The following is a 22,144-nucleotide window of genomic DNA, read 5'->3' as shown; positions in this document are numbered from 1 at the left end:
AACGCGGCGGCCCTGATGGTGGCCGCCGCGCCGGGGATTGTGATCAGAAGCGCGAGCCGCCGGAGAAGCGGAACGCCTGGGTCTGGTCCTTGCCGATATGGCCGTACTTGCCGAGGATCGGCACGTAGACCGGGATACCCTCGTCCTTGCTCAGGGCATAGGCGTAGTCGAAGCGGATCGGGCCGAGCGGCGAGTTCCACAGGATGGAGGCACCGACCGAGGAGCGGATCTTGGCGCTGTCGCGGACGTTCACGCATTCCGGCTCGACGCCGATCTTGAACGCGTTGAAGTTGCAGCGTCCGGTCAGCGGGTCCGTACCGTTGATGAAGCTGTCGCCGTTCACGTCGAAGGAGCGCCGGCTGTTGTAGCCGAACAGGGTGCCGGCGTCGGCGAAGAGCGCGCCCTTCAGGCCGAGATCACGCGGCACGCCGGGCAGCGGGAACTGCACTTCGAGGGTGCCGCCGATATAGGTCGAGCCGCCGATCGCGTTCGAGCGGGCATCGGCGATGCCGACGTCGCGCGGACCGATGCCGTTCGGGGCGAAGCCGCGGACCAGCGACGGGCCGAGGAAGAACTCGTCGGTGACGCGCAGGGGCTTGCCGTCGATGGACTGGATGTGACCGCCCTGGAACCGGACGAAGCCGACCACATCCTCGAACAGCTCCTTGTAGTAGCGCGCGTCAGCGGTGATGCGGAAGAACTTCGAGTCGCCGCCCAGACCCGCCACGTCGGGCTTCAGCTCCGCGTAGAGGCCGTTATGCGGCGCGCCGATCACGTCCAGGGTGGAGTAGGCGAGCGTCAGGCCGGCCAGCGAGGTCAGCGTGTTGCCCTGCGATCCCTTGATGGCGATCGAGGCCTCGCCGTCATAGGCACAGTTCGGGTAGATCGCCTGACCGCCGATGTTGCGGCCCGTATTCGGGTCGATCGTGTTCGCCGCGTAGGTGGCGGTGTAGCCCGGGATCGGGATCGAGCAGTCGTTGTACGGCCGCTTGAGGGTGTTCGGCACCTTCAGCTCGGTGTTGTACAGCGAGTAGCGCAGGGTGACGCCGAATTCCTCGGTGATCGGCAGGCCCAAGCGGAGCTGGCCGCCATAGACCGTGGTCTCGTAGCGCGAGTACCGGGTCAGGTCGGAGTACTTGTAGAAGGCGTCGAAGCCGGCCGCCAGACGGTAGCCGAGGAAGTACGGCTCGGTGAACGAGAAATCGACGCCGCGCGAGTACTGGCCGCCCGTGCCGGCGAGGCGGACATACTGGCCGCGGCCGAGGAAGTTCGATTCGGAGACCGAGACCTCGCCGATGATGCCGTCCTGGGTGGAGTAGCCGCCCGCCACCGAGAACGAACCCGTGGGCTGATCCTCGACGTCGATGTTGATGACCACGCGGTCGGGCGCCGAGCCCGGCTCGTTGGAGAAGCGGACCTTCTTGAAGAAGCCCAGGCCGTTCAGGCGCCGCTCGGCGCGGTCGGTCAGCACGCGGTTGTAGGCGTCGCCCTCGGCGATATCGAGCTCGCGGCGGATGACGTAGTCGCGGGTGCGGGTGTTGCCGCGGATGTTGATGCGCTCGACGTAGACGTGCGGGCCGTCCTCGACCACGAAGCCCAGGGAGACCTGATGGCTTGCCGGGTCGCGCTGGCCGGTCGGGCGCACCTGCGCGAAGGGATAGCCGGCTCGGTTCACCTCGCGGGTGACGTTGTTCAGCGTCTTCTCGACATCGTCGGCGTTGTAGACGTCGCCCACGGCCGTGGCGACACCATCATTGAGCTGCGTGGTATCGAGCCCGGGCAGGCGCGAATCCACCTGCACCGCACCGACCTTGTACTGCTCGCCCTCGCTCACCGTGATGGTGATGACGTAGCCGGATTTCTCACCCTCGACGTAGCGCGCGTCGGCACTGACCACCTGGAAGTCGGCGTAGCCGTTCTTCAGGTAGTAGCGGCGCACCTGATCGAGGTCGTTGGTGATGCGGTCGGGATCGTAGACGTCGGAGGTCTTGATGAACGACAGGAAGTTCATCTCCGAGGAGCTCATCAGCCCCTTCAGGGTCCGGTCCGAATAGGCGTTGTTGCCGACGAAGTTGATCGAGATGATGCCGGTCTTGTCGCCCTCGTCGATCTGGTAGATCACGTCGACCCGGCCGTTCGGCAGGTCGACGGTGCGGTAGGTCACCTTGGCGGTGCCGCGGCCGAACCGCTTGTAGACGTCCCGGATGCGGGCGAGGTCGGCGTTGACGATCGCCTCGCTGTAGGGGCCGCGAGCCTTCGCCTCGACCACCCCTTCCAGGGTCGCCTTCTCGATCTTCTTGTTGCCCTCGAACACCACCCGGTTGATCAGGTTGTTCTCGCGGACGGTGACCACCGTGCGGCCGCCCGACTGGGCGACCTTCACGTCCGAGAACATGCCGCTGGCGAGCAGGTTGCGGCGCGCCTCCTCCGCGGAGCCGGACGCCGTTCCGGTCACGTAGGACCGGATCGTGTCGGCATCGACGCGCTGGTTGCCCTGGACGACAATCTGCTGCGCCTGAGCGGCCCCGCTCAGGACGACGCTCAAACCCGCAGTGACTAGGACGATGGTTCTCCGCACCGACTTACGTCGGGGCTTCCCCGTCAACGACATCATGCAATCGCCCGTTTCTGTTCTGGTCGCGGGGGTTAGCCCGTCACAGGCGACCGTTGATCGGCCGTCCCGTCACCTGGTCCAAGCGTGGCTTCGGTCCAAGCGTAGCTCTTAGCGGGATTCCCCTGCCAAGCAAACGCGCGGGCGGCCATCGTCAGGGGATTTTGGGGGGTCGTGGCCTTCGCGCCACTTAACGATGCGGCCACCGCGCGCGCAAACCGCCAATTGTAGTGAACAACGCGTAAACGCCTGTGACGACGCGCATTTTTCGACCCGCCACCGCGACCTTCAACGTCGGATTAACCCAGTTTTGACCGCTCGGCGGGGCACCGGTCGGGCGGCTTCGGGGCCGGATCGCGGCGGGAATCGGGCATCCTTTCCGGTGGAGATCGGACAGGATACCCAGGGGCCTGGGGACGGCCCGCAACCCGTCCGGATCAGGTGTTCCGCCAGGACGCGCCAAGGTTGAGGATATCGTTCCAGGCGGCGAACAGCATCAGCATCAGGACCAGGGCGAGGCCGATCCGGAAGCCGATCTCCTGTGCCTTCTCGCTGAGCGGACGGCCGCGGACGACCTCGAAGGCGTAGAACAACAGGTGCCCGCCATCGAGCAGCGGCACCGGGAACAGGTTCAGGAGACCGATCGAGACCGAGAGGAGCGCGATCAGCCCGACGAGGCCGCCGACGCCGCCGGTCTTGGCGACCTCGCCGGAGACGCGGGCGATGCCGATCGGACCCGAGAGCTGGTCGGCCGATTCCCGGCCGGTCACGAGCTTGCCGAGATACGAGAAGGTGCGCTCGACGACGAAGTAGGTTTCCTTCACGCCGAGATTGAGGGAATCGAGGGCGTCGTAGCGCACGAGCCGCGCCTCCGACCCCGCGGGGGAGCGGATCCCGAGGCGGCCGATGCGGTGGCGGCCGAACGGGGTCTTCTCCTCGAAGGTGGCCGGCGTCGCCTGGATGGTGATCGGCTTGTCGCCGCGCTCCACCGTGAAGGTCAGGGGCGTGCCGGCGCTGCCCGTCACCGTGCGGTACATGGCGTTGAAGTCGCCGATCTTCTCGCCGTCGATGGCGGTGATGACGTCGCCCGGCTGGAACCCGGCCTGGGCCGCGACGCTGTTCGGCTCCACCGAGGAGACGCGGGCGGGCAATTCGTAGCGGCCGCCGAGCCAGATCGCCCCGGCGAAGAGCAGGATCGCCAGGATGAAGTTCGCCACCGGCCCGGCGGCGACGATCGCGGCGCGCTTGGCCACGGGCTGGGTCGGGAAGCTGATCGCCCGTTCCTGCGGGGTCATGCGGGCGACCGCTTCGGGATCGGGCATGCTCGCCCCGTTCACGTCGCCGTGGAACTTCACGTAGCCGCCGAGCGGGATCGCGCAGAGCTTCCAGCGGGTGCCGCGGCGGTCGTTGAACCCGACGAGTTCCGGTCCGAAGCCGAGGGAGAAGGCGTGGACGCCGACGCCGCACCAGCGTCCGACCAGGAAATGGCCCATCTCGTGCACGAACACCACGACGGTGAGCACGAACAGGAACGGAATCAGGGCGCCGAAGAAGCCGCCCGCGGTACCGCCCATCGCGTTGAGGAAGTCCATAAGCCGATCCCTGGCCGTCGCCGCGCTGCCCCCCCGGGGACCGGCGCATCCCGACATCCTAGCAGATCGGTGGGGCGCACCGCCAACGCAATCCTGTGTTGGATCGCGCATCGTCGCAGCGGGCACGGCGATGCCCCGTCAGTGCCCTCCCCCACCGCCGGCCACCGCGCGCGGGCGCCGGACCAGCGGCGTGGCGCAGGCCATGGCCAGGAACAGGATCGTCAGGGCGAGGAACACGTCCTCGAAGGCCATGACGAGGCCCTGGATCCGCACGGTGTTGGTCATGGCCTTCAGCGCCATGTCGGGGGCGGCGCTCCCGAAGGACGCGAACCCGCGCTGGAGGCTGTCGAGGCGTTCCAGGGCGGCGTTGCTGGTCCAGCTGAAGCGCTCGTGGAGCCGGGCGAGGTGCAGGTCCCACCGGTCGTTGAGCATTGTGTTGATCAGCGCGAGGCCCACCGCCCCGCCGAGGTTGCGGGTGAGGTTGAACAGGCCGGAGGCGTTCTTCATCCGGGCCGGCGGCAGGGTGCCGAGCGCGATGTTGTTGATCGGGATCATGCACAGCATCAGCGAGCAGCCGCGCAGGATCTGCGGCAGCAGCAGCTCGTAGAAATCCCAATCCTTGGTGAGGCCGGTGACGATCCAGGTGCCGCAGGCGAAGCCCGCGAAGCCGATCCCCATCATCAGGCGCGGATCGACCTTGCCCGAGAGCCGGCCGGCGATCGGCGCGGTGATGAACATGAACAGGCCGGAGACGAACATCGTCTCGCCGATCATCAGCGCCGAGTAGCCGCGCACCCGCGCGAGATAGACCGGGTAGATGTAGGTCAGGCCGTAGAGGCCGATGCCGAGCACGAAGCTCGCCACGCAACCGCTGGCGAAGTTGCGGTCCGAGAAGGCGCGCAGATCGACGATCGGCTGCCGCGCCGTGAAGACCCGCCAGAAGAACAGCAGCGCCGAGACCCCGCAGACCATCGCGCAGGCGAACACCGTCTCGTCCTGCAGCCAGTCGTGGTTCGGCCCCTCCTCCAGCACGTATTCGAGGCAGCCGAGGAAGCCCGCCATGAAGGCGAGGCCCGCCCAGTCGAACGCTTCCAGCAGGCTGTAATTGGGCTTGTCGAAATCGACCAGGATCCAGGTCGAAACGGTGACGAAGATGCCCGGCACGACGTTGACCAGGAACAGCCAGTGCCAGGACATCAGGTCGGTGAGGTAGCCGCCGACCGTCGGACCGATGGTGGGCGCCAGCGTCGCCACGAGGCCGATCATCGGCGACACGATGGTCCGCTTCGAGGGCGGGAAGATCGTGAAGGCCGCCGCGAACACGGTCGGGATCATGCCGCCGCCGATGAAGCCCTGCGCGGCCCGCCAGACGATCATCTCGCCGATCGACGAGGAGGTCGCGCACATCAGGCTCATCAGGGTGAAGCCGCCCGCCGAGATGGCGAACATCCACCGCGTCGAGAGCACCCGCGACAGGGTGCCCGACAGCGGGATCGAGATGACCTCGGCGATCAGGTAGCTGGTCTGGACCCAGGGGATCTCGTCGCCGGAGGCCGAGAGGCCGGCCTGGATCTCGTTGAGGGAGGCCGAGACGATCTGGATGTCCAGGATCGCCATGAACATTCCGAACACCATGCAGACGAACGCCACCATGCGGCGGCGGTCGAGCGGCGGCTCGGCGGCGCGGGCCGGCACGCCCGGTGCCAGGGCAGCGGTAGCGGCCATGACCCGACTCAGCGGCTCGCGGTGCTGACCGGCCGCGCGCGCGCGGCCCGGTCGAGCACCGAGCGGTCCGCGCCGGCGCGGGTATCGACCCGCACCACCGCCGACAGGCCCGGCCGCAGCAGGCCCTCGCGGGCGACCTCCTCCGGAACCCGCACCCGCACCGGCAGGCGCTGGACGATCTTGGTGAAGTTGCCCGTCGCGTTGTCAGGCGGCAACAGGCTGAACACCGAGCCCGAGGCCGGCGAGAAGGATTCCACGACGCCCTGGATCTCGCGATCCGGATAGGCGTCGACCGTCACGATGACGGGCTGGCCGGGGCGCATGCGCTGGACCTGGGTCTCCTTGAAATTCGCGTCGATCCGCACGCTCTGGAGCGGCACCAGGGCGGCGATCCGGGTGCCGGGTGCCACGTAGGCGCCGGCCTCGACCGCCTTGTTGCCGACCACGCCGTCGAAGGGCGCGCGGATCACCGCGAAGTCGAGATCCCGGCGGGCGCGGTCGACCGCGGTGCGCAGCTCCGCCGCGAGGCTCTCCGCCTCCCGCTTCTGCGCCTGGAGCACGTCGACATTGGCGCGGGCGGCGACGAGAGCGGCCTCCATGGCCTTGACCGACGCCTCGGTCCGGTCGCGGTCGGCCCGGGTCTGATCGATGCGCGACTTGGCGACGTAGTCGGCCTGCATCTGCGTCGAGCGGGCGAAATCCGCCTGGGCGCGGACCGCGTCGGCGCGGGTCGCATCGAGCTGGGCGGCGGCCTGGGCGACCTGCGCCTGAGCGGCCTCGGCCTGCCGGGCGATCCGCGCGATGGTGCTCTCCTGCGTGGCGAGCTTGTCCTGCGCGGCCTGGAGGGCGAGGCGGTAATCGCCATCGTCGAGCTTGGCGATCACGTCGCCCTTCTTCACCGACAGGCCGTTCACCACCGGGACCGCCTCGAGGTAGCCGGAGACCTTGGCGGCGAGCACCGAGATGTCGGCCTGGACGTAGGCGTCGTCGGTCGCGACGAAGAACCGCCCGACCGTCCACCATTGCCACCCGGCATAGACGGCGGCGCCGAGCGCGACGGCCAGGACGGCGAGCAGGATGGCGCGACGCAGCGGCCGCTTGCGGGGCGGGGGTGCCTCGGCCGGGCCATCCTGGGCGGCTGAGGGGGCCGTGGCCGGAGCGGACCGGCGCGGGGCCGGTCCCTCGGCCCGCTCCTCCTCGCCGATCTCGATGGCGGGAGACGGCCGATCTGCGTCATCGCGAAGGGACATCCCGGAGCCTCGCAGCCAATGACCGAACCGTTCGGTCAAAAATCGGATCTGCCTTGACGCGAATCCGAATTGGCCACAGGTTAAGTTGACCGAACGGTTCGGTCAAGCGTAGCAGCGTCCAGGACGCGGAGCGGAACGATGGCACAGGGTGCAGCGCTGGATCGGGGCGTGACGGCGCACGAGGGCGACAAACGCCGACAGATCCTGGACGGTGCCCGGACGGTCTTCCTCTCGGCGGGCTACGATGGCGCCAGCATGGGTGAGATCGCGCGGACAGCCGGCGTCTCGAAGGGTACGCTCTACGTATATTTCGACAGCAAGGAGGCGCTGTTCGAGGCGCTGATCCTCGAGGAGAAGGCCAGCCTCGCGGAAACCCTCTTCACCTTCGACCCGGACGATACCGACATCCCGGCCGTCCTGAGCCGCCTGGGGATGAGCTTCCTCGCCGAGATGTCCCAGCCGCGGCACATCTCGATGCACCGTATGGTGATCGGCGTCTGCGAGAAGTTTCCGCGATTCGGGCAGGTCTATTACGAGGCGGGTCCGGCGCGCGGCGTGGCGCGGCTCGCAGCCTATCTCGACGTGCAGGTGAAGGCGGGCCGGCTGCGTATGGCCGACACCACCCTGGCGGCGCAGCACTTCCTGCATCTCTGCCTCGCCGGCCTCCTGACGCGGATGCTGTTCGCCGCGGGCGGCGAGGCGGACGAAAACCGGATGCGGTTCCAGACCGTCGAGGCGGTGCGGGTGTTTCTGGCCGGGTATGGGCCCGAGAGCTGACGCGCAGCCGCCTTATCCCGCAGCGCGCAGCTCCGGCAGCGCCTCGGCGCTCCAAACCCGGACATGGGCGTCGATGGCCAGCGCCTCGTCGACATCGGCCGGCGCGGTCCGGTACTGGCCGGCGAAATGGTTGCAGGCGCGCTCGACCAGATCGCTGATCCCGTAGAAGCCGATCCGGCCGGCGATGAAAGCCGCCACCGCGATCTCGTTGGCCGCGTTCATCACGGTCGGCGCGGCGCCGCCCGCGGCGAGGGCCGCCCGGGCGATCCGCAGGCACGGGAAGCGCGCCTCGTCCGCGGCCTCGAAGGTGAGGGCGCCAAGCTTCACGAGATCCAGCGGCCGCCCACGCGCGATCGTCAGCCGGTCGCCGAGGCCGAGGCAGTGCGAGATCGGCACGCGCATGTCGGGCAGCGCCAGCTCGGCGGTCACGGCGCCGTCGAGCCAGTAGACCATCCCGTGGATCACCGATTGCGGATGCACCACGACGTCCAGGCGCTCCGGCTCGATGCCGAACAGGTGGTGGGCCTCGATCAGTTCGAGGCCCTTGTTCATCAGGCTCGCCGAATCGATGTTGATCTTCATGCCCATCGACCAGGTCGGGTGGGCAGCGGCCTCGGTCGCGGAGGCGGCGGCGATGCGCTCGCGGGTCCAGGTGCGGAACGGGCCGCCGGAGGCCGTGATCATCATGGTGCGCACGTCGGCGAGCGGCCGTCCCGCGAGCGCTTGGCTCAGCGCGTCGTGCTCGGAATCCATCGGCAGGATCGTGGCGCCGTAGCGCGCGGCGTCGCGCATGAAGGCGTCGCCGGCGCAGACGAGGCTCTCCTTGTTGGCGAGCGCCACCGTCCGGCCCAGGCGCAAAGCCGCGTGGGTGGATTTGAGGCCCGCCGCCCCGCTCACCGCCGCCACGACGATGTCGGCATCCCGGGCGACCGCCTCCATGACGGCCCCCTCCCCCGCGCCGCTGGGAATGCCGGAGCCCGACAGGGCCTCGGCGAGCGCCGGGCCGGCGGATTCGTCGGCGAGCGCCGCGAAGGACGCGTTCAGCTCCCGCGCCATCCGGGCGAGCGCGACCGGATCCTTGCCGCCGACGAGGGCGCCGACGCGGAATCGGTCTGTGTGCTGGGCGAGCAGGTCGGCGGTCGACTTGCCGATCGAGCCGGTGGCGCCGAAGACGGTGACGATCTGGGTCACGGGTTCAACTCCCTCATCGTCACGCGATCAGACCGGACCCGCGCAGGGCGAGATAGAGCGCCGCCAACACGGCGACCGCAAAAAATCCGTCGAGCCGGTCCATGACCCCGCCATGGCCCGGGATGATCTTTCCGGAATCCTTCACGCCGTAACGGCGCTTGAGACCGGATTCGATCAGGTCGCCCGCTTGGCTGAGCACCGAAGCGAGCGCGCTCACGCCCGCCACCACCGGCAGGGAGGCGGCGCTCGGCAGGGTCATCCCGGCGAGGTCGGCGGCGACCGGCACCAGGGTCCCGGCCGCGACCGCCCCGATCAGGCCGCCGATCGCACCGGACCACGTCTTGTTGGGCGAGACCCGGGGCATCAGCTTCGGACCACCGATCTTCCGGCCGGCGAAATAGGCGGCGATGTCGGTCGACCAGACCACCGCGAACATCCAGGCCGGGCCGATGAGGCCGATGGCGGGATCGTCGCGCAGGGCCACGGGCACCGCCGCGATGGCGCCGGCCCCGAGCACGCCGATGAGAGCGCGCCATCGACCCCAGCCGGTCCGCGCCACCGTGGCGCCGGCGGCGGCGCCGAGGATCAGCACGGCGAGACAGGCCGGAGCCGGGGCGCCGCCGCGCTGGCAGAGGAGCAGGGCGCCGAGCGTCGCCGCGCCCAGGGCGATCAGCACCTCGCGCGGCTCGGTGCGGCTCATCACCATCCATTCGGCGAAACCGATGATGCCGGCCGCGAGCCAGATCCCCGCGAAGGGCCAGCCGCCATAGACGAGCCCGGCCAGCACGCCGGCCCCGAGCACGAGGCCCGAGGCGACGCGCAGCCACAGCTCGCGCCGCCCTTTGCGAGGGGCGTCGGAAGGCGCGGCCGGTGCGGCGGCGGAGGTCACGCGGGTCTCGGCCTGCGCCTCAGACCTGCATGATTTCCTTCTCCTTGGCGGCCAGCACGCCGTCGATCTCGGCGATGAACTGGTCGGTCGCCTTCTGCACGTCGGCGGCCTGGCGCTTCTCGTCGTCCTCCGAGATGGCGCTGTCCTTCAGGAGCTTCTTGAGATGGTCGAGCCCGTCCCGGCGGACGTGGCGCACGGCGACGCGCGCCTCCTCGGTGTATTTGTGGGCGACCTTGACCATCTCCTTGCGCCGCTGCTCGTTCATCTCGGGGATGCGGAGGCGGATGGTCTGGCCCTCCGTCTGCGGGTTGAGGCCGAGATCGGATTCGCGGATCGCCTTCTCGACGGCGGTGACCATGCTGCGGTCCCAGACCGAGATCGACAGGAGCCGCGGCTCCGGCACGCTCACGGTGGCGACCTGGGCCATCGGCATCATCGAGCCGTAGGCATCGACCTGGATCGGGTCGAGCAGCGACGGCGTGGCCCGCCCGGTGCGCAGGGATCCGAGATCCTTGGACAGCGAGGCGACGGCGCCCTGCATCCGGCGCTTGATGTCGTTGAGGTCGAATTCCGGTGTGGCCATGAGGATCGTCCCGAGACGTCTGACGTGGTCTTTGAGCCCGGCGGGGCAGTCGCGGCCTCAATGGACGAATTTTTTCAGGGCCGCAAACGGTTGCGGCGGCATGCCCGCTGCGGCGTCAGGGCGCCACGAGGGTCGAGGGCGCCTCGCCCGACAGGATCGCGGCGATCGAGCTCGGCGGGTGCAGCGAGCCGACCACGATCGAGAGGCGGCTCTCGCGCGCCAGCGCGAAGGCGGCGGTGTCCATGACCTTGAGGTCGCGGGCGATGGCCTCGTCATGGGTGATGCGGTCGTAGCGGGTGGCGCTCGGATCCTTCTTGGGATCGGCCGAATAGACGCCATCGACCTGCGTGGCCTTGAGCACCGCATCGCAGCGCAGTTCGGCGGCGCGTAGCACCGCGGCGGTGTCGGTGGTGAAGAACGGGTTGCCGGTGCCTCCGGCGAGAACCACCACCTGGCCCTTGTCGAGGTGATGCAAAGCCGGCTGGCGGGCATAGGTCTCGCAGATGGTCGGCATCGACACGGCCGACATGGTCCGCGCCTGGACGCCCGCCGCGTTCAGCGCCGTCTCGATGGCGAGCGAGTTCATGACGGTCGCCATCATGCCGAGCGAATCCCCGGTGGCCCGGTCGATCCAGCCGGCCGCCGAGATGCGCGCGCCGCGGATCATGTTGCCGCCGCCCACCACGATGGCGACCTCGGCCCCGGCCTCGATGGTGCGGGCGATGTCCTCGGCGAGCCCCGCCAGTGTCGGCGGATGCAGCCAGTAGCCGTCCGGTGCGGCGAGCGCCTCCCCCGACAGCTTCACGAGGATACGGCGAAACGGCGTCGTCTCCGGCATCTCGATCCCCGTCCGACCCGCCTCGTGCGAGCCGGGAGGCTTCTACGTCAACCGTGTGAGCGCCGTCGAGGGGCAGGCCGTGATCGGCCGGGGATCGTCGGCTGAACCACCACCGACACGCGACCGACGTGCAGCCCTGGCAAAGCGGTGCGGACACCGACCCCGGCCCGGGACATCCATGCGCATCGCCCTGGTGATCAACACGGAATCCGGCAGCGTCGGCGGCGTGACGCCGGAGGCGATCCGCGAGCGGATTGCCGCAGCGGGGATCGAGGCCTTAGGGGAGGCCGACCGGGGAGCCTCCCTCCCGGCGCGCATCGCGGCGGCGGTGGCCGAGCCGGGGATCGACGCCGTGGTGGTGGCCGGGGGCGACGGCACGGTCGCCTGCGCGGCCGCCGCCCTGGTCGGGCGCGGGACGCCCCTCGGCATCCTGCCGCTCGGCACCATGAACCTGCTGGCCAGGGATCTCGGCCTGCCGCTCGATCTCGACGGCGCCATCGCCAATCTCGCGCAGGGCGTGCCGCGCCCGATCGATGTCGGCGACGTGAACGGCCGGATCTTCGTGATCAATTCGGTGCTCGGCATGGCCGCCCGGGTCGCCCGCCACCGGGAGGCCCATCGCGAACGCCGGGCGGTGCGGACCCTGCTGCGCTGGGCGCTCGGGATGCTCCGCCATCTCGGCCGCTATCCGCGGCTCACGGTGACCGGCCTGATCGACGGGCGGGCGCGTCGCCTGCGCGGGCGGCTGATCGCGGTGGTCGTGGGCGATTACGTCGAGCGGCCGGGGCATGTGCTCCTGCGGGCGCCGATCGATGCCGGCCAGCTCACGCTCTACGTGCTGGCCAACCTCTCGGTGTGGCGCAGCCTCCGGCTTGCGGTCGGTTTCGCCCTCGGCGACTGGCGCCGGCTCCCCGATGTGGAGCGGCTGCCGGTCGGCGACCTCAGCATCGCGTCGCGCCGGCGGGCGCTCCTGGTGATGAACGACGGCGAGGTGCTGCTGATCCCCGCGCCCCTGCATTACCGGATCCGGCGGCACGCGCTGACCGTCATCGTGCCGCCCTTGGCGACGAGCCGGCGCTTCGCGGACGAGAGCGCGGACGCATGAGGCGGATCAGCCACATCTCCGACCTCCATTTCGGCCGCACCGATCCGGACGTCGTCGAGGCTCTGGTGGACGAGCTGAATGGCGACGCGCCGGATCTGATCGTCGTCTCGGGCGACTTCACCATGGCGGCGCGCCCGTCCGAATTCGCGCAGGCCCGCGCCTTCCTGAACCGCCTGTCGCCGCCCTGGATCGGCGTGCCGGGCAACCACGACATCTCGCCCTACGACCTGGTGCAGCGGTTCGCGCGGCCCTTCGCGCGCTACCGGCACGCCATCGCGCAGGAGACCGAACCGTGCTTCGCGGATTCGGAGATCGGCGTGGTCTGCCTGAACACGGTGCGGCGCTGGGCGCCGGAGCCGGACTGGTCGCACGGGGTGATCCGGCGCAGCCAGATCGCCCGGACCGAAGCGCGCCTCGCGGCCATGCCGGAGCACCTGTTCAAGATCGTGGTGGGTCACCACCCGTTCGTGCCACCGCCCTGGGACGAGGAGGCCCGGCTCGTCGGGCGTGCCGACCTGGCGCTGGCGTCGTTCCGCCGCTGCGGCGTTGGCCTGACGCTCGCCGGCCATCTGCACCGGCATTACGCGCGCTTCGCCCGGGACGACGATCCCGGGGCGGAAACAGTCGATCGGGGCGTGATGCGCGGCTGCCGGGGGCGGCTGCTGGCCGTTCAGGCCGGCTCGGCGACCTCGACGCGCCTGCGCGGGAACGAGCCCAACGCCTACAACCGCATCACCGTCGCAGGTGGCTGCGCCACCGTTTCGGTGCGGGTCTGGGACGGCGGAGCCTGGATCGATGCGGCGCCGGCATGACGGGACCCGCCACGCCGGCGCCAATTCTCAGCTGGCCGTCAAGACGCCGACGGCGCCGACGACGGTCATCACGAGACCGGACGCAAAGACGCCGATCATCAGGTAGGAGAAGGGTTTCAAAGCCATGCGACGACAGTACTGCGCTTCTGCGAGATGGCGTGTGCGCCGCAACACGGGACAGAGGATCACGCCCTAACCGATCATGCCCCCCGCGTGGCGATAGCACCCGGGTCAAGGGCTGTCCTCTCCTCGACGTCCGAACCGCCCGCAATCCCGGCTCAAGTTATGCAGAGGCCGGCTTCGCGCGCCTCGCCAAGTCTGCCGACAAAAGAAAACCCCGCCCGGCTCGCGCCGGACGGGGTGTCGAAATCATCGAACCGCGCGGTCCGAAACAATCAGGCGCGGCCGGCCTGCTGGGCGACCTCGGTGGCGAAGTCCGGCCCGTCTTCCTTCTCGATGCCCTCGCCCAGCGCGTAGCGGACGAAGGCCGTCAGGGTCACCGGACCGCCGACCTTGGAGCCGGCCTCCTTGAGCACCTGGCTCACCGTCTTCGAGCCGTCATGCACGAAGGGCTGCTCCAGGAGGGTGACCTCCTTGTAGTAGCTCTTCAGGCCGCTCTCGATGATCTTGGCCATGACGTGGTCCGGCTTGCCGGCGTTCTTCTCGCGCAGGATGTTCGACTCGCGTTCGACCGTGGCGGGATCGACGCCCGAGGCGTCGAGCGCCACCGGGTTGGTCGCCGCGACGTGCATGGCGATCTGCCGGCCCAGCGCCGAGAGCGCCTCGACATCACCCTCGGATTCGAGCGCCACGAGCACGCCGATCTTGCCAAGGCCCTCGGAGATCTGGTTGTGCACGTAGGAGGCGATGACGCCCTTCTTGACCTCGAGCTTGGCGACGCGGCGCAGGTTCATGTTCTCGCCGATCGTGGCGATCAGGGCCTGCAGCTTCTCGGATACGGTCTCGGTCGCACCCGGGAACTTGGCGGCCTGGAGGCCCTCCAGCGTGCCGTCGGTGTTCAGCGCGATCTTGGCGGCCTCGCGGGCGAAGGCCTGGAAAGCGTCGTTGCGGGCGACGAAGTCGGTCTCGGAGTTCACCTCGACCACCGCGGCGTGATGGCCGGCGGATTCGACGGCGACGAGGCCCTCGGCGGCGACGCGGCCGGCCTTCTTGGCGGCCTTCGCGAGACCCTTCTTGCGCAGCCAGTCGACCGCGGCCTCCATGTCGCCCTGCGTCTCGTTGAGCGCGCCCTTGCAATCCATCATGCCGGCGCCGGTCGTCTCCCGGAGCTCCTTCACCATCGCGGCGGTGATGTTGGCCATGGCGGTCCCTTTCGTGTGGTCTGGATGAGAGAGGCCCGGCGCGCGGGAGAGCGGCCGGGCCCGGTATGCGGGGAACCGCGACGGCCCGATGACGGTGCCGCCGCGACGTCCGGATGGATCAGGCCGCGGCGGCGGCCTCGACGAAGCCGCGGGCCTGCGAGACCCACGAATCGCGGTCGATGCGGCCGTTGAGCTTCAGGTCGGCATCGACCTTGGCGACGTCCTCGGGGGTCATCGCGGCGATCTGCCAGTAATGATAGATGCCGGCGTCGTTGAGCTTCTGCACGATCTGCGGGCCGGCGCCGTTCAGCTTGGTCAGGTCGTCCGGCGCGCCGCGCGGGGCGGCGAGCAGCTCGAAATGCTCGGTCGACTCGGCGAGCATCGCCACGTCGGCCGGATCCAGCGCATCGGACTCGACCGAGACGGCCTCGTCGTCGTTCGCCGGCAGCTCCTCGGCCATCGGCTCCTCGGAGGCGCCGAGATCCATGCCGGACGAGCCTTGCGCCCGCGAGATGCCGTCGATGGCGGCCTTGGCGATCAGGTCGCAGTACAGCGCGATGGCGCGGCCGGCATCGTCGTTGGCCGGGACGATGTAGCTGATGCCGTCCGGGTTGCAGTTGGTGTCGACGATGGCGGCCACCGGGATGCCGAGGCGGTTCGCCTCCTTGATCGCCAGCTGCTCCTTGTTGGTGTCGATCACGAACAGCAGGTCCGGCACGCCGCCCATGTCCTTGATGCCGCCGAGCGCCTTCTCGAGCTTCTCCTTCTCACGGGAGAGCATCAGGCGCTCCTTCTTGGTCAGGCCCGGGCCGCCGGTCTCCAGCGTCTCGGTGACCTTGCGCAGGCGGGCGATCGAGCCCGAGATGGTCTTCCAGTTGGTGAGCATGCCGCCCAGCCAGCGGGAGTTGACGTAGTACTGGGCCGAACGCTTGGCCGCCTCGGCAATCGTGTCGGCCGCCTGGCGCTTGGTGCCGACGAACAGCACGCGGCCGCCCTTGGCGACGGTGTCGCTCACCGCCTGCAGCGCCTGGTGCATCGCCGGCACGGTCTGGGCGAGGTCGATGATGTGGATGTTGTTGCGCGTACCGAAGATGTACGGCTGCATCTTCGGGTTCCAGCGATGGGCCTGGTGACCGAAATGGGCGCCCGCCTCGAGGAGCTGACGCATAGAGAAATCGACGGCCATTCTTTTGTGCTCTCCGGTTGGATCCGCCGCGGAGGGATGCAGCCGCCCGACGCATTCGGGCGACCACCGGAAACGCCTCATTCAGGCATGAGGCCGGCTCCGCGTGTGGGATGGGCGGGCGCTTAGCAGAGGGCGAGGTTGGAAGCAAGGCTTCGCGGGGCGACGCGGTCGCAGGATGCCGCGCGGGCGGCGCTGTCTTCAATCACAGCCTGCGTTCAAACCGCTTGCAACACGCGGGCCCGGCTCCTGATAATCAGGATCATGGCGGCGGTTGCGTTCGACACCCTGAAATTCGCCCGAACCCTCCGGGAGAAGGCCAAGCTCTCACCCGAACAGGCAGGGGGCTTGGCCGATGCCATGGCGGAAGCGTTGCAGGGCGATCTCGTTACGAAAGCGGATCTGCGCGCCGAGTTGGCGGATACACGGTCCGAGATCGTGCGCTGGGTTGCGGGCCTGATCGGCTTTCAGACGCTCGCCGTCATCGGCGCGGTCATCGCCCTGGCCCGGGCTCTGCACTGACAGGCGCGCAGCCCGGATCACCCGCCCGCGAACACGGCAGCCACATCTTCGGCCGTCATCACGCGGTAGGCCCCCGCGGCGAGATCCGCCGGCAGAGCGAGACCGCCGACGCGATCGCGGTGCAAAGCCGTGACGTGGTTGCCCACGGCGGCGAACATCCGGCGGACCTGATGGTAGCGGCCCTCGGTCAGCGTCACCGCGCAATGGATGGCATCCTCGGCCTCAAGCTCCACCGGCAGCAGCGGCCGCTCCTCGCCCTCCAGCAACAGCGTGCCCGAGGCGAAGACCGCCGCCTCGCTGCCCGTCAACGGGCGATCGAGGGTGACGCGGTAGCGCTTCGCCACATGGGCCTTCGGGCTGATGATCCGGTGCAGCAGCGCCCCGTCATCGGTTAGCAGCAGCAGGCCCGAGGTCTCCTTGTCGAGCCGGCCAACGGTGGAGAGCGGCGGGTCGCGGCGGCGCCAGCGCTCCGGCAGCAGCCCGTAGACGAGCGGCCCCGCCTCCTTGTGCGAGCAGGTCACCCCGAGGGGCTTGTGCAGCATCAGACACAGGCCCGGCAGCGGATCCAGCGGCGCGCCGTCGATCGTCAGACGCTCGGGGAGATCCGGATCGAGGGCGATCCGCGCGCCGGCATCATCGAGTTCCGCGCCGTCGAGGCGGATCGCCCCGGCGCGGGCGAGACCCTGGATTTCCCGGCGCGAGCCGTAGCCGAGATTGGCGAGCAGCTTGTCGAGCCGCACGGCCTTCGCGGTCACCGGCGCGCCTCGTAGACCCGGTAGCCGTTCTCCTGGGCCGCCACCGACACGGAGCGGAACGCCGCGCGCAGGGGGGCCTCGTAGGGCAGATGCGCGTTGGCCACGAGCCACAGGGAGCCGCCCGGCCGCAGCGCCTCGGCGGCCCGGGCGATGAAGGCCCGGCCGAGCGCCTGATCCTCCGAACCGCCCTCGTGGAAGGGCGGATTCGTGACGACGAAGTCGAGGTCGCCCGGCACCTGCCCGGGCGTCCGGATATCGGCCCAGAGGATCGTCGCCCGCGGATCGGGGACGTTGCGGCGGGCCATCTCGACGGCGCGCCGGTCGATCTCCACCAGGGTCATCGCGGTCACGGCCTCCGAGGCGAGGACCGCCCGGGCGAGGATCCCGAGGCCGCAGCCGAGATCGGCGCCGCGCCCCTTCAAAACCGGCAGGTTTCCCAGGAGCAGGGCCGTGCCGGGATCGAGCCGGTCCCAGGAGAAGATGCCGGGCTGCGTGCACAAAGCGAGGTTGTCGACGTGGCGCGGACCGCCCTCGTCGATCGCCTCGGCGATCCCGGCCGGCTCCGGCGGCCGCGCCGCCATGCAGATCCGGTGGTGACGGCGCGGCTGGTCGGCGGCCGCGCAGCCGAAGGTGCTGAGTTCCTTGGCCAGCCGTGTCCCGCCGCGATCCTTCGGCGCCAGGGCGATCATCCGGCCGCCGGGACCCAAGGCCCGCAGCACCTGCGCGAGCACGTAACGCCGCTCCACCGTTCCGGGCGGGGCGAGGACGGTGGCGGCCTCAAGGCTGTTCTCGGACAGGTCCTCGAGCCGCGCGGCACCGGGAATCAAAGGGGAAACCTGGACGGCATCGCCGGGGATCTCGGCGAGATCCACCGGCGGCAAGCCGTATACGGCATGTCGCATGAACGATTCGGGCGTTGGAGAGTCGGCTCCGGAACGCGGCTCCGCGGCGGTGCGGAGAAACCCGCGCCCGACTCGGATCATCCGGGGGAACGCCCCAGTTTATACCGGAATAGCGGCGGAAGCCCAGCCTCTCCGGTCGGGGCTGCCCGGATCCGCCATCAACCCCGGGGGAATTCGAGCCCCATCTCGCGGTATCGGGCCGGGTCGTCGGCCCAGTTCTCGCGCACCTTCACGTGCAGGAACAGGTGGACCTTGGCGTCCGCCGCCTCGGCGATCTCGATGCGGGCCGCCTGCCCGATCGCCTTGATGGTCTGGCCGCCCTTGCCGAGCACGATCGAGCGCTGGCTCTCGCGCTCCACGAAGATCGTCTGCTCGATCCGCACCGAGCCGTCGGTCCGGACCTGCCACTGATCGGTCTCGACCGTGGAGCGATAGGGCAGTTCCTCGTGCAGCCGGTCGTAGATTTTTTCCCGCGTGATCTCGGCGGCGAGCATCCGCAGCGGTGCGTCCGAGACCTGATCCTCCGGGTAGAGCCAGGGACCCGCCGGCATCCTGGCGGCGAGCGCCCGCCGGAGATCCTGCACGCCGTCGCCGTTCAGCGCCGAGATCATGAAGGTCTCGGTGAAGGGCGCGGCGGCGTTGAGCCGGGCCGCGAGGTCGAGCAGCCGCTCGCGGGCGATCAGGTCGATCTTGTTGAGGATCAGCAGCTTGTCGCGCTTCACCGCGTCGAGACGGGACAGCACGGCCTCGACTTCTTCGTCGACGCCCTTGCGGGCATCCACCAGAAGGCAGACCGCGTCCGCATCGGCGGCGCCGCTCCAGGCCGAGTGGACCATGGCCCGGTCGAGCCGGCGCTTGGGTGCGAAGATGCCGGGCGTGTCCACCAGAACCACCTGGGCGTTGCCCTCGATGAAGATGCCGCGCACCAGCGCCCGCGTGGTCTGCACCTTGCGGGAGACGATCGAGACCTTCGTGCCGACGAGGTTGTTCAGGAGCGTCGACTTGCCGGCATTCGGCACGCCGATCAGCGCGACGAAGCCCGCCCGGGCGTCGCTGGGCGTGCCCGGGAGCGCGGAGACGGTGCTGGCGGGCCCTTCCGCCGGGGGATCATCCTGCTCGTGCTCGGTCATGCTGTCTCCGTCGGCCCCGCCGCCGGCAGGGCTCCGATTCCCTCCCGCTCCATCAGCGCCTGCGCGGCCGCCTGCTCGGCAATCCGCTTCGATGTGCCCTCGCCGAGCCCGGGCGCAAGGCCCTCGACCCGAACCGCGATGCGAAACTTAGGCGCGTGGTCCGGGCCGGTGCGCTCGACCACCTCATAAGTGGGGATCGGCAGGCTCCGGCCCATGGCCCATTCCTGCAAGGCCGATTTAGCGTCGCGGCCCCGCGAGGCCGCCGGGGGCTCGCTCGGATGAAAATGCGCCTCGACCACGGCGCGGGCCGCATCGAACCCGGCATCGAGGTAGATCGCGCCGAGGATCGCCTCGCAGACATCGGCCAGGATGGTCTGGTTGCGCCGCCCACCGCCCATGACCTCGCCCTGCCCGAGGATCAGGTGGGGTCCGACGTCCCAGGCCGCGGCCACCATCGCGCAGGTCTCCCGCCGCACGAGCGCGGCGAGCCGGCGCGAGAGATCGCCCTCGTCGGCCTCCGGAAACGCGGCGTAAAGCCGGTCGGCCACGGCGAGGCCGAGCACGCGGTCGCCGAGGAATTCCAGGCGCTGGTAGCTGCCACCTCGACCGGCGGCCTTGCTGGTATGGGTCAGCGCCCGAGTGAGCAGGCTCTGGTCGGCGAAGCTGTGCCCGATCCGCGCCTCGAGCACGCCAAGCGGGGGACGCGGCTTGTGGGCGCGCCGGGTCCGCGCCGAGGTCCGGGGCTGAGCGGCCTCGTCCAAGTCCGAACCGGTCAATGGATCGTCGAGAACAGGCGCGACCAGCGGACATGGGCCGGCCAGTTCCAGACCTGCCACGCCGGCGTGCCCTCGTCGATCGAGAAGAAGATCATCTCGGCCCGGCCGACGAAGTTGGCGAAGGGCACGTAGCCGACATTGGCGAGATCGCGCGAATCGGTGGAGTTGTCGCGGTTGTCGCCCATCATGAAGAAGTGGCCGGGCGGGACCGTGTAGAGCTCGGTCTTGTCCCAGAAGCCGTTGTCGCCGTCGCGCTCGATCACCTTATGGACCACGCCGTTGGGCAGGGTCTCGAGGTATTGCGGCACCTTGGTGGCCTGACCGTAGGGGTCGGTCGTCTCGTAATCGGCGATCCGCTCGCGCTTGACCGCCTTGCCGTTGATGTTGAGCACGCCGTCGATCATCTGGATCTTGTCGCCCGGCAGGCCGATCACGCGCTTGATGTAGTCGGTCGAATTGTCCTTCGGCAGCTTGAACACTGCGATGTCGCCGCGCTTGGGCTCGGCGGCCCAGACCCGGCCCTCGGCCTGGATCGGGATGTATTCCGAGAGCGGCAGCGAGTACTTCGAGTAGCCGTAAGAGTACTTCGAGACGAACAGGTAGTCGCCGATCAGCAGGGTCGGAACCAGCGATCCCGAGGGGATGTTGAACGGCTGAAACAGCAGCGTGCGCACCACGAGGGCGATGAGCAGCGCCTGGATGCCGACCTTCAGGGTCTCGCGGATGCTGGCCCAGGTGCCGGTTTCGGCGGGCTTCCTGAGCGGCTTGCCGTCGTAATCCACGCGCACGTTCCGTCTTCGGTTGAAATTGCGTCGTCTGCCGCCCCGGAGGCGGCGCGGAAAGCGGTTGTCCCGAGGAATACGCCGCAATCGTGTCCGCTGTGAGCGGCGGGTCTAGACCAAGCGCGATCCCCCCGCAACGCGCGAGGGGGGCCTGCTAATCCGGCCCGTCCTCAGCCGGCACCCGGCACGGGCAGCGCCTCGATGATCACGAAGGCTTGTGCCAGGGGCGGATCGTCCGTCAGGCTGACGTGCAGGCGCGCCGCGTGCCCCGGCGGCACCAGCTCTGCGAGCCGCGCAGCCGCACCTCCGGCGAGGCGCAGGGTCGGCTGACCGGTGGGGAGGTTCACCACCTCCATGTCGCGCCAGAACACCCCGGCGCTGAGGCCGGTGCCGAGCGCCTTGGCGCAGGCCTCCTTGGCGGCGAAGCGCCTCGCATAGCCCTCCGCGCGGGCGGCCCGCCCGTCGCAGCGGGTCCGTTCCCCGTCGGTGAAGACCCGATGGGTGAACCGCTCGCCGTGGCGCTCCAGCGTCCGGGCGATCCGGCGGATGTCGCAGAGATCCGATCCGATCCCGAGGATCATGGATGCCGCGCCCGGTCCATGGCCGCCCGCATGTCGCGCACGGCCTGGGACAGCCCGACGAAGATCGCGTCGGCGATCAGCGCGTGGCCGATGTTCAGCTCCCGGATCTGCGGCAGGGCCGCGACGGGTCCGACGCTGCCGAGGGTGAGGCCGTGGCCGGCATGGATCTCCAGACCGAGGCCGGCGCCGTGCTCCGCGGCGCGCCGGATGCGGGCGAGTTCCTGCGCGGTCTGCGCCGCGTCGCCCGCCAGCGCGGCTTCGCAGTAGCGGCCGGTATGCAGCTCGACCACCGGCACCCCGAGCGCCCGGGCGGCCTCCATCACGGCCGGTTCCGGCTCGACGAACAGCGAGACCCGGATGCCCGCCTCCGACAGCGCCCGGATCCGTGGGGCGAGGTGATCGCGGCCGCCGATGATGTCGAGGCCGCCCTCGGTGGTGCGCTCCTCGCGCTTCTCCGGGACGAGGCAGGCGGCGTGGGGGCGGGTATCCAGCGCGATCCCCACCATCTCGTCGGTGGCGGCCATCTCGAAGTTGAGCGGGACCGACAGGCCGCGCTTGAGCGCCGCGATGTCGGTGTCGCGGATGTGGCGCCGGTCCTCGCGCAGATGCGCCGTGATGCCGTCCGCCCCCGCCTCGACCGCGAGGAGCGCGGCCCGCACCGGGTCCGGATAGTCACCGCCGCGGGCGTTGCGGACCGTGGCGACGTGATCGATGTTGACGCCGAGGCGCAGTGTTTCGGAGGTCATCCGCTGGTTCGTCCCCTGTCGGCGCGATCCGACAGATGTGCGCGAAGATTCGAAGCCGCGATATGCTGGCGT

At 69.7% G+C, this 22,144-nt stretch carries 21 protein-coding genes; 4 read left to right on the top strand and 17 right to left on the bottom strand.

Going from position 1 to position 22,144, the window contains the following annotated elements; translation table 11 throughout:
• Nucleotides 1-43 precede the first annotated feature (43 nt).
• The 4 genes from bamA to FVE89_RS09555 all read right to left on the bottom strand — a co-directional run bounded on the left by bamA (nt 44) and on the right by FVE89_RS09555 (nt 7,178).
• Nucleotides 44-2,614, bottom strand: coding sequence for an outer membrane protein assembly factor BamA (gene bamA / locus FVE89_RS09570; protein WP_160533788.1), 2,571 nt, complete (start codon nt 2,612-2,614; stop codon nt 44-46).
• 434 nt (nt 2,615-3,048) lie between these two features.
• Nucleotides 3,049-4,203 carry an RIP metalloprotease RseP gene (gene rseP / locus FVE89_RS09565; RefSeq protein ID WP_160533787.1) on the bottom strand — a complete coding sequence of 385 codons (1,155 nt, stop codon included), beginning with the start codon at nt 4,201-4,203 and terminating at the stop codon, nt 3,049-3,051.
• A 138-nt stretch (nt 4,204-4,341) separates the two neighbouring features.
• Nucleotides 4,342-5,928, bottom strand: coding sequence for a DHA2 family efflux MFS transporter permease subunit (locus FVE89_RS09560; RefSeq protein WP_160533786.1), 1,587 nt, complete (start codon nt 5,926-5,928; stop codon nt 4,342-4,344).
• Between the two features lie 8 nt (nt 5,929-5,936).
• Nucleotides 5,937-7,178 carry an HlyD family secretion protein gene (locus tag FVE89_RS09555; RefSeq protein WP_160533785.1) on the bottom strand — a complete coding sequence of 414 codons (1,242 nt, stop codon included), beginning with the start codon at nt 7,176-7,178 and terminating at the stop codon, nt 5,937-5,939.
• Between the two features lie 138 nt (nt 7,179-7,316).
• Here FVE89_RS09555 and FVE89_RS09550 point away from each other — a divergent pair, with 138 nt between their 5' ends.
• A complete protein-coding gene (locus FVE89_RS09550) occupies nt 7,317-7,955 on the top strand; it encodes a TetR/AcrR family transcriptional regulator (RefSeq protein ID WP_160533784.1) in 639 nt (212 codons plus the stop codon).
• A 12-nt stretch (nt 7,956-7,967) separates the two neighbouring features.
• Here the strand turns inward: FVE89_RS09550 and dxr are convergent, their stop codons facing one another.
• From dxr to pyrH, 4 genes are all read right to left on the bottom strand, one after another.
• Nucleotides 7,968-9,146, bottom strand: a complete 1,179-nt coding sequence (gene dxr / locus FVE89_RS09545) for a 1-deoxy-D-xylulose-5-phosphate reductoisomerase (protein WP_160533783.1) — start codon at nt 9,144-9,146, stop codon at nt 7,968-7,970.
• A 19-nt stretch (nt 9,147-9,165) separates the two neighbouring features.
• Nucleotides 9,166-10,035 (bottom strand): phosphatidate cytidylyltransferase, encoded by an 870-nt coding sequence (locus tag FVE89_RS09540; RefSeq protein WP_160533782.1) that lies wholly within the window; start codon nt 10,033-10,035, stop codon nt 9,166-9,168.
• Between the two features lie 19 nt (nt 10,036-10,054).
• Nucleotides 10,055-10,618 (bottom strand): ribosome recycling factor, encoded by a 564-nt coding sequence (frr, locus tag FVE89_RS09535; RefSeq protein WP_160533781.1) that lies wholly within the window; start codon nt 10,616-10,618, stop codon nt 10,055-10,057.
• A 115-nt stretch (nt 10,619-10,733) separates the two neighbouring features.
• Nucleotides 10,734-11,456 carry a UMP kinase gene (gene pyrH / locus FVE89_RS09530; protein ID WP_160533780.1) on the bottom strand — a complete coding sequence of 241 codons (723 nt, stop codon included), beginning with the start codon at nt 11,454-11,456 and terminating at the stop codon, nt 10,734-10,736.
• Between the two features lie 178 nt (nt 11,457-11,634).
• Between pyrH and FVE89_RS09525 the strand changes: the two genes are divergently transcribed.
• Nucleotides 11,635-12,561 carry a diacylglycerol kinase family protein gene (locus FVE89_RS09525; protein WP_160533779.1) on the top strand — a complete coding sequence of 309 codons (927 nt, stop codon included), beginning with the start codon at nt 11,635-11,637 and terminating at the stop codon, nt 12,559-12,561.
• On the top strand, nt 12,558-13,373 hold the full coding sequence (locus FVE89_RS09520) for a metallophosphoesterase (RefSeq protein ID WP_160533778.1): 816 nt from the start codon (nt 12,558-12,560) through the stop codon (nt 13,371-13,373). Before FVE89_RS09525 ends, FVE89_RS09520 begins: the two co-directional genes overlap by 4 nt.
• Nucleotides 13,374-13,768: 395 nt before the next feature.
• Here the strand turns inward: FVE89_RS09520 and tsf are convergent, their stop codons facing one another.
• On the bottom strand, nt 13,769-14,695 hold the full coding sequence (gene tsf, locus FVE89_RS09515) for a translation elongation factor Ts (RefSeq protein WP_160533777.1): 927 nt from the start codon (nt 14,693-14,695) through the stop codon (nt 13,769-13,771).
• 118 nt (nt 14,696-14,813) lie between these two features.
• Complete coding sequence (locus FVE89_RS09510) at nt 14,814-15,881, bottom strand: 30S ribosomal protein S2 (protein ID WP_160533776.1); 1,068 nt, start codon at nt 15,879-15,881, stop codon at nt 14,814-14,816.
• A gap of 261 nt (nt 15,882-16,142) precedes the next feature.
• On the opposite strand from FVE89_RS09510, the gene FVE89_RS09505 reads away from it, so the two are divergent.
• Entirely contained in the window at nt 16,143-16,400 is a 258-nt protein-coding gene (locus FVE89_RS09505) for a hypothetical protein (RefSeq protein WP_160533775.1), read from the top strand.
• A gap of 17 nt (nt 16,401-16,417) precedes the next feature.
• Here FVE89_RS09505 and FVE89_RS09500 read toward each other — a convergent pair whose 3' ends face one another.
• The 7 genes from FVE89_RS09500 to FVE89_RS09470 all read right to left on the bottom strand — a co-directional run bounded on the left by FVE89_RS09500 (nt 16,418) and on the right by FVE89_RS09470 (nt 22,072).
• Entirely contained in the window at nt 16,418-17,155 is a 738-nt protein-coding gene (locus FVE89_RS09500; protein ID WP_160533774.1) for a pseudouridine synthase, read from the bottom strand.
• Nucleotides 17,152-18,057, bottom strand: a complete 906-nt coding sequence (locus FVE89_RS09495) for a class I SAM-dependent methyltransferase (protein WP_160533773.1) — start codon at nt 18,055-18,057, stop codon at nt 17,152-17,154. The genes FVE89_RS09500 and FVE89_RS09495 overlap by 4 nt, the downstream gene beginning before the upstream one ends.
• 158 nt (nt 18,058-18,215) lie before the next feature.
• Nucleotides 18,216-19,187, bottom strand: a complete 972-nt coding sequence (era, locus tag FVE89_RS09490) for a GTPase Era (protein WP_160533772.1) — start codon at nt 19,185-19,187, stop codon at nt 18,216-18,218.
• Complete coding sequence (gene rnc, locus FVE89_RS09485; protein WP_160533887.1) at nt 19,184-19,963, bottom strand: ribonuclease III; 780 nt, start codon at nt 19,961-19,963, stop codon at nt 19,184-19,186. The genes era and rnc overlap by 4 nt, the downstream gene beginning before the upstream one ends.
• Complete coding sequence (gene lepB / locus FVE89_RS09480; protein WP_342390061.1) at nt 19,960-20,745, bottom strand: signal peptidase I; 786 nt, start codon at nt 20,743-20,745, stop codon at nt 19,960-19,962. The genes rnc and lepB overlap by 4 nt, the downstream gene beginning before the upstream one ends.
• Nucleotides 20,746-20,915: 170 nt before the next feature.
• The gene (gene acpS / locus FVE89_RS09475; RefSeq protein WP_160533770.1) at nt 20,916-21,326 is read right to left on the bottom strand and encodes a holo-ACP synthase; all 411 of its coding nucleotides are present in this window, start codon (nt 21,324-21,326) and stop codon (nt 20,916-20,918) included.
• On the bottom strand, nt 21,323-22,072 hold the full coding sequence (locus FVE89_RS09470) for a pyridoxine 5'-phosphate synthase (protein ID WP_160533769.1): 750 nt from the start codon (nt 22,070-22,072) through the stop codon (nt 21,323-21,325). The genes acpS and FVE89_RS09470 overlap by 4 nt, the downstream gene beginning before the upstream one ends.
• Nucleotides 22,073-22,144 lie beyond the last annotated feature (72 nt).

It is taken from the genome of Methylobacterium sp. 2A (assembly GCF_009806555.1).
Lineage (GTDB): Bacteria > Pseudomonadota > Alphaproteobacteria > Rhizobiales > Beijerinckiaceae > Methylobacterium.
Note: the sequence above shows the minus strand (reverse complement) of the source record. Positions and strands in the feature narration are given on the sequence as shown.

Excerpts from the sequence above, each read along its gene's own strand:
- bamA (WP_160533788.1), bottom strand. The coding sequence starts at position 2,614 with ATGATGTCGTTGACGGGGAAGCCCCGACGTAAGTCGGTGCGGAGAACC.
- rseP (WP_160533787.1), bottom strand. The coding sequence starts at position 4,203 with ATGGACTTCCTCAACGCGATGGGCGGTACCGCGGGCGGCTTCTTCGGC.
- FVE89_RS09560 (WP_160533786.1), bottom strand. The coding sequence starts at position 5,928 with ATGGCCGCTACCGCTGCCCTGGCACCGGGCGTGCCGGCCCGCGCCGCC.
- FVE89_RS09555 (WP_160533785.1), bottom strand. The coding sequence starts at position 7,178 with ATGTCCCTTCGCGATGACGCAGATCGGCCGTCTCCCGCCATCGAGATC.
- FVE89_RS09550 (WP_160533784.1), top strand. The coding sequence starts at position 7,317 with ATGGCACAGGGTGCAGCGCTGGATCGGGGCGTGACGGCGCACGAGGGC.
- frr (WP_160533781.1), bottom strand. The coding sequence starts at position 10,618 with ATGGCCACACCGGAATTCGACCTCAACGACATCAAGCGCCGGATGCAG.
- pyrH (WP_160533780.1), bottom strand. The coding sequence starts at position 11,456 with ATGCCGGAGACGACGCCGTTTCGCCGTATCCTCGTGAAGCTGTCGGGG.
- FVE89_RS09525 (WP_160533779.1), top strand. The coding sequence starts at position 11,635 with ATGCGCATCGCCCTGGTGATCAACACGGAATCCGGCAGCGTCGGCGGC.
- FVE89_RS09520 (WP_160533778.1), top strand. The coding sequence starts at position 12,558 with ATGAGGCGGATCAGCCACATCTCCGACCTCCATTTCGGCCGCACCGAT.
- tsf (WP_160533777.1), bottom strand. The coding sequence starts at position 14,695 with ATGGCCAACATCACCGCCGCGATGGTGAAGGAGCTCCGGGAGACGACC.
- FVE89_RS09510 (WP_160533776.1), bottom strand. The coding sequence starts at position 15,881 with ATGGCCGTCGATTTCTCTATGCGTCAGCTCCTCGAGGCGGGCGCCCAT.
- FVE89_RS09505 (WP_160533775.1), top strand. The coding sequence starts at position 16,143 with ATGGCGGCGGTTGCGTTCGACACCCTGAAATTCGCCCGAACCCTCCGG.
- FVE89_RS09495 (WP_160533773.1), bottom strand. The coding sequence starts at position 18,057 with ATGCGACATGCCGTATACGGCTTGCCGCCGGTGGATCTCGCCGAGATC.
- era (WP_160533772.1), bottom strand. The coding sequence starts at position 19,187 with ATGACCGAGCACGAGCAGGATGATCCCCCGGCGGAAGGGCCCGCCAGC.
- acpS (WP_160533770.1), bottom strand. The coding sequence starts at position 21,326 with ATGATCCTCGGGATCGGATCGGATCTCTGCGACATCCGCCGGATCGCC.
- FVE89_RS09470 (WP_160533769.1), bottom strand. The coding sequence starts at position 22,072 with ATGACCTCCGAAACACTGCGCCTCGGCGTCAACATCGATCACGTCGCC.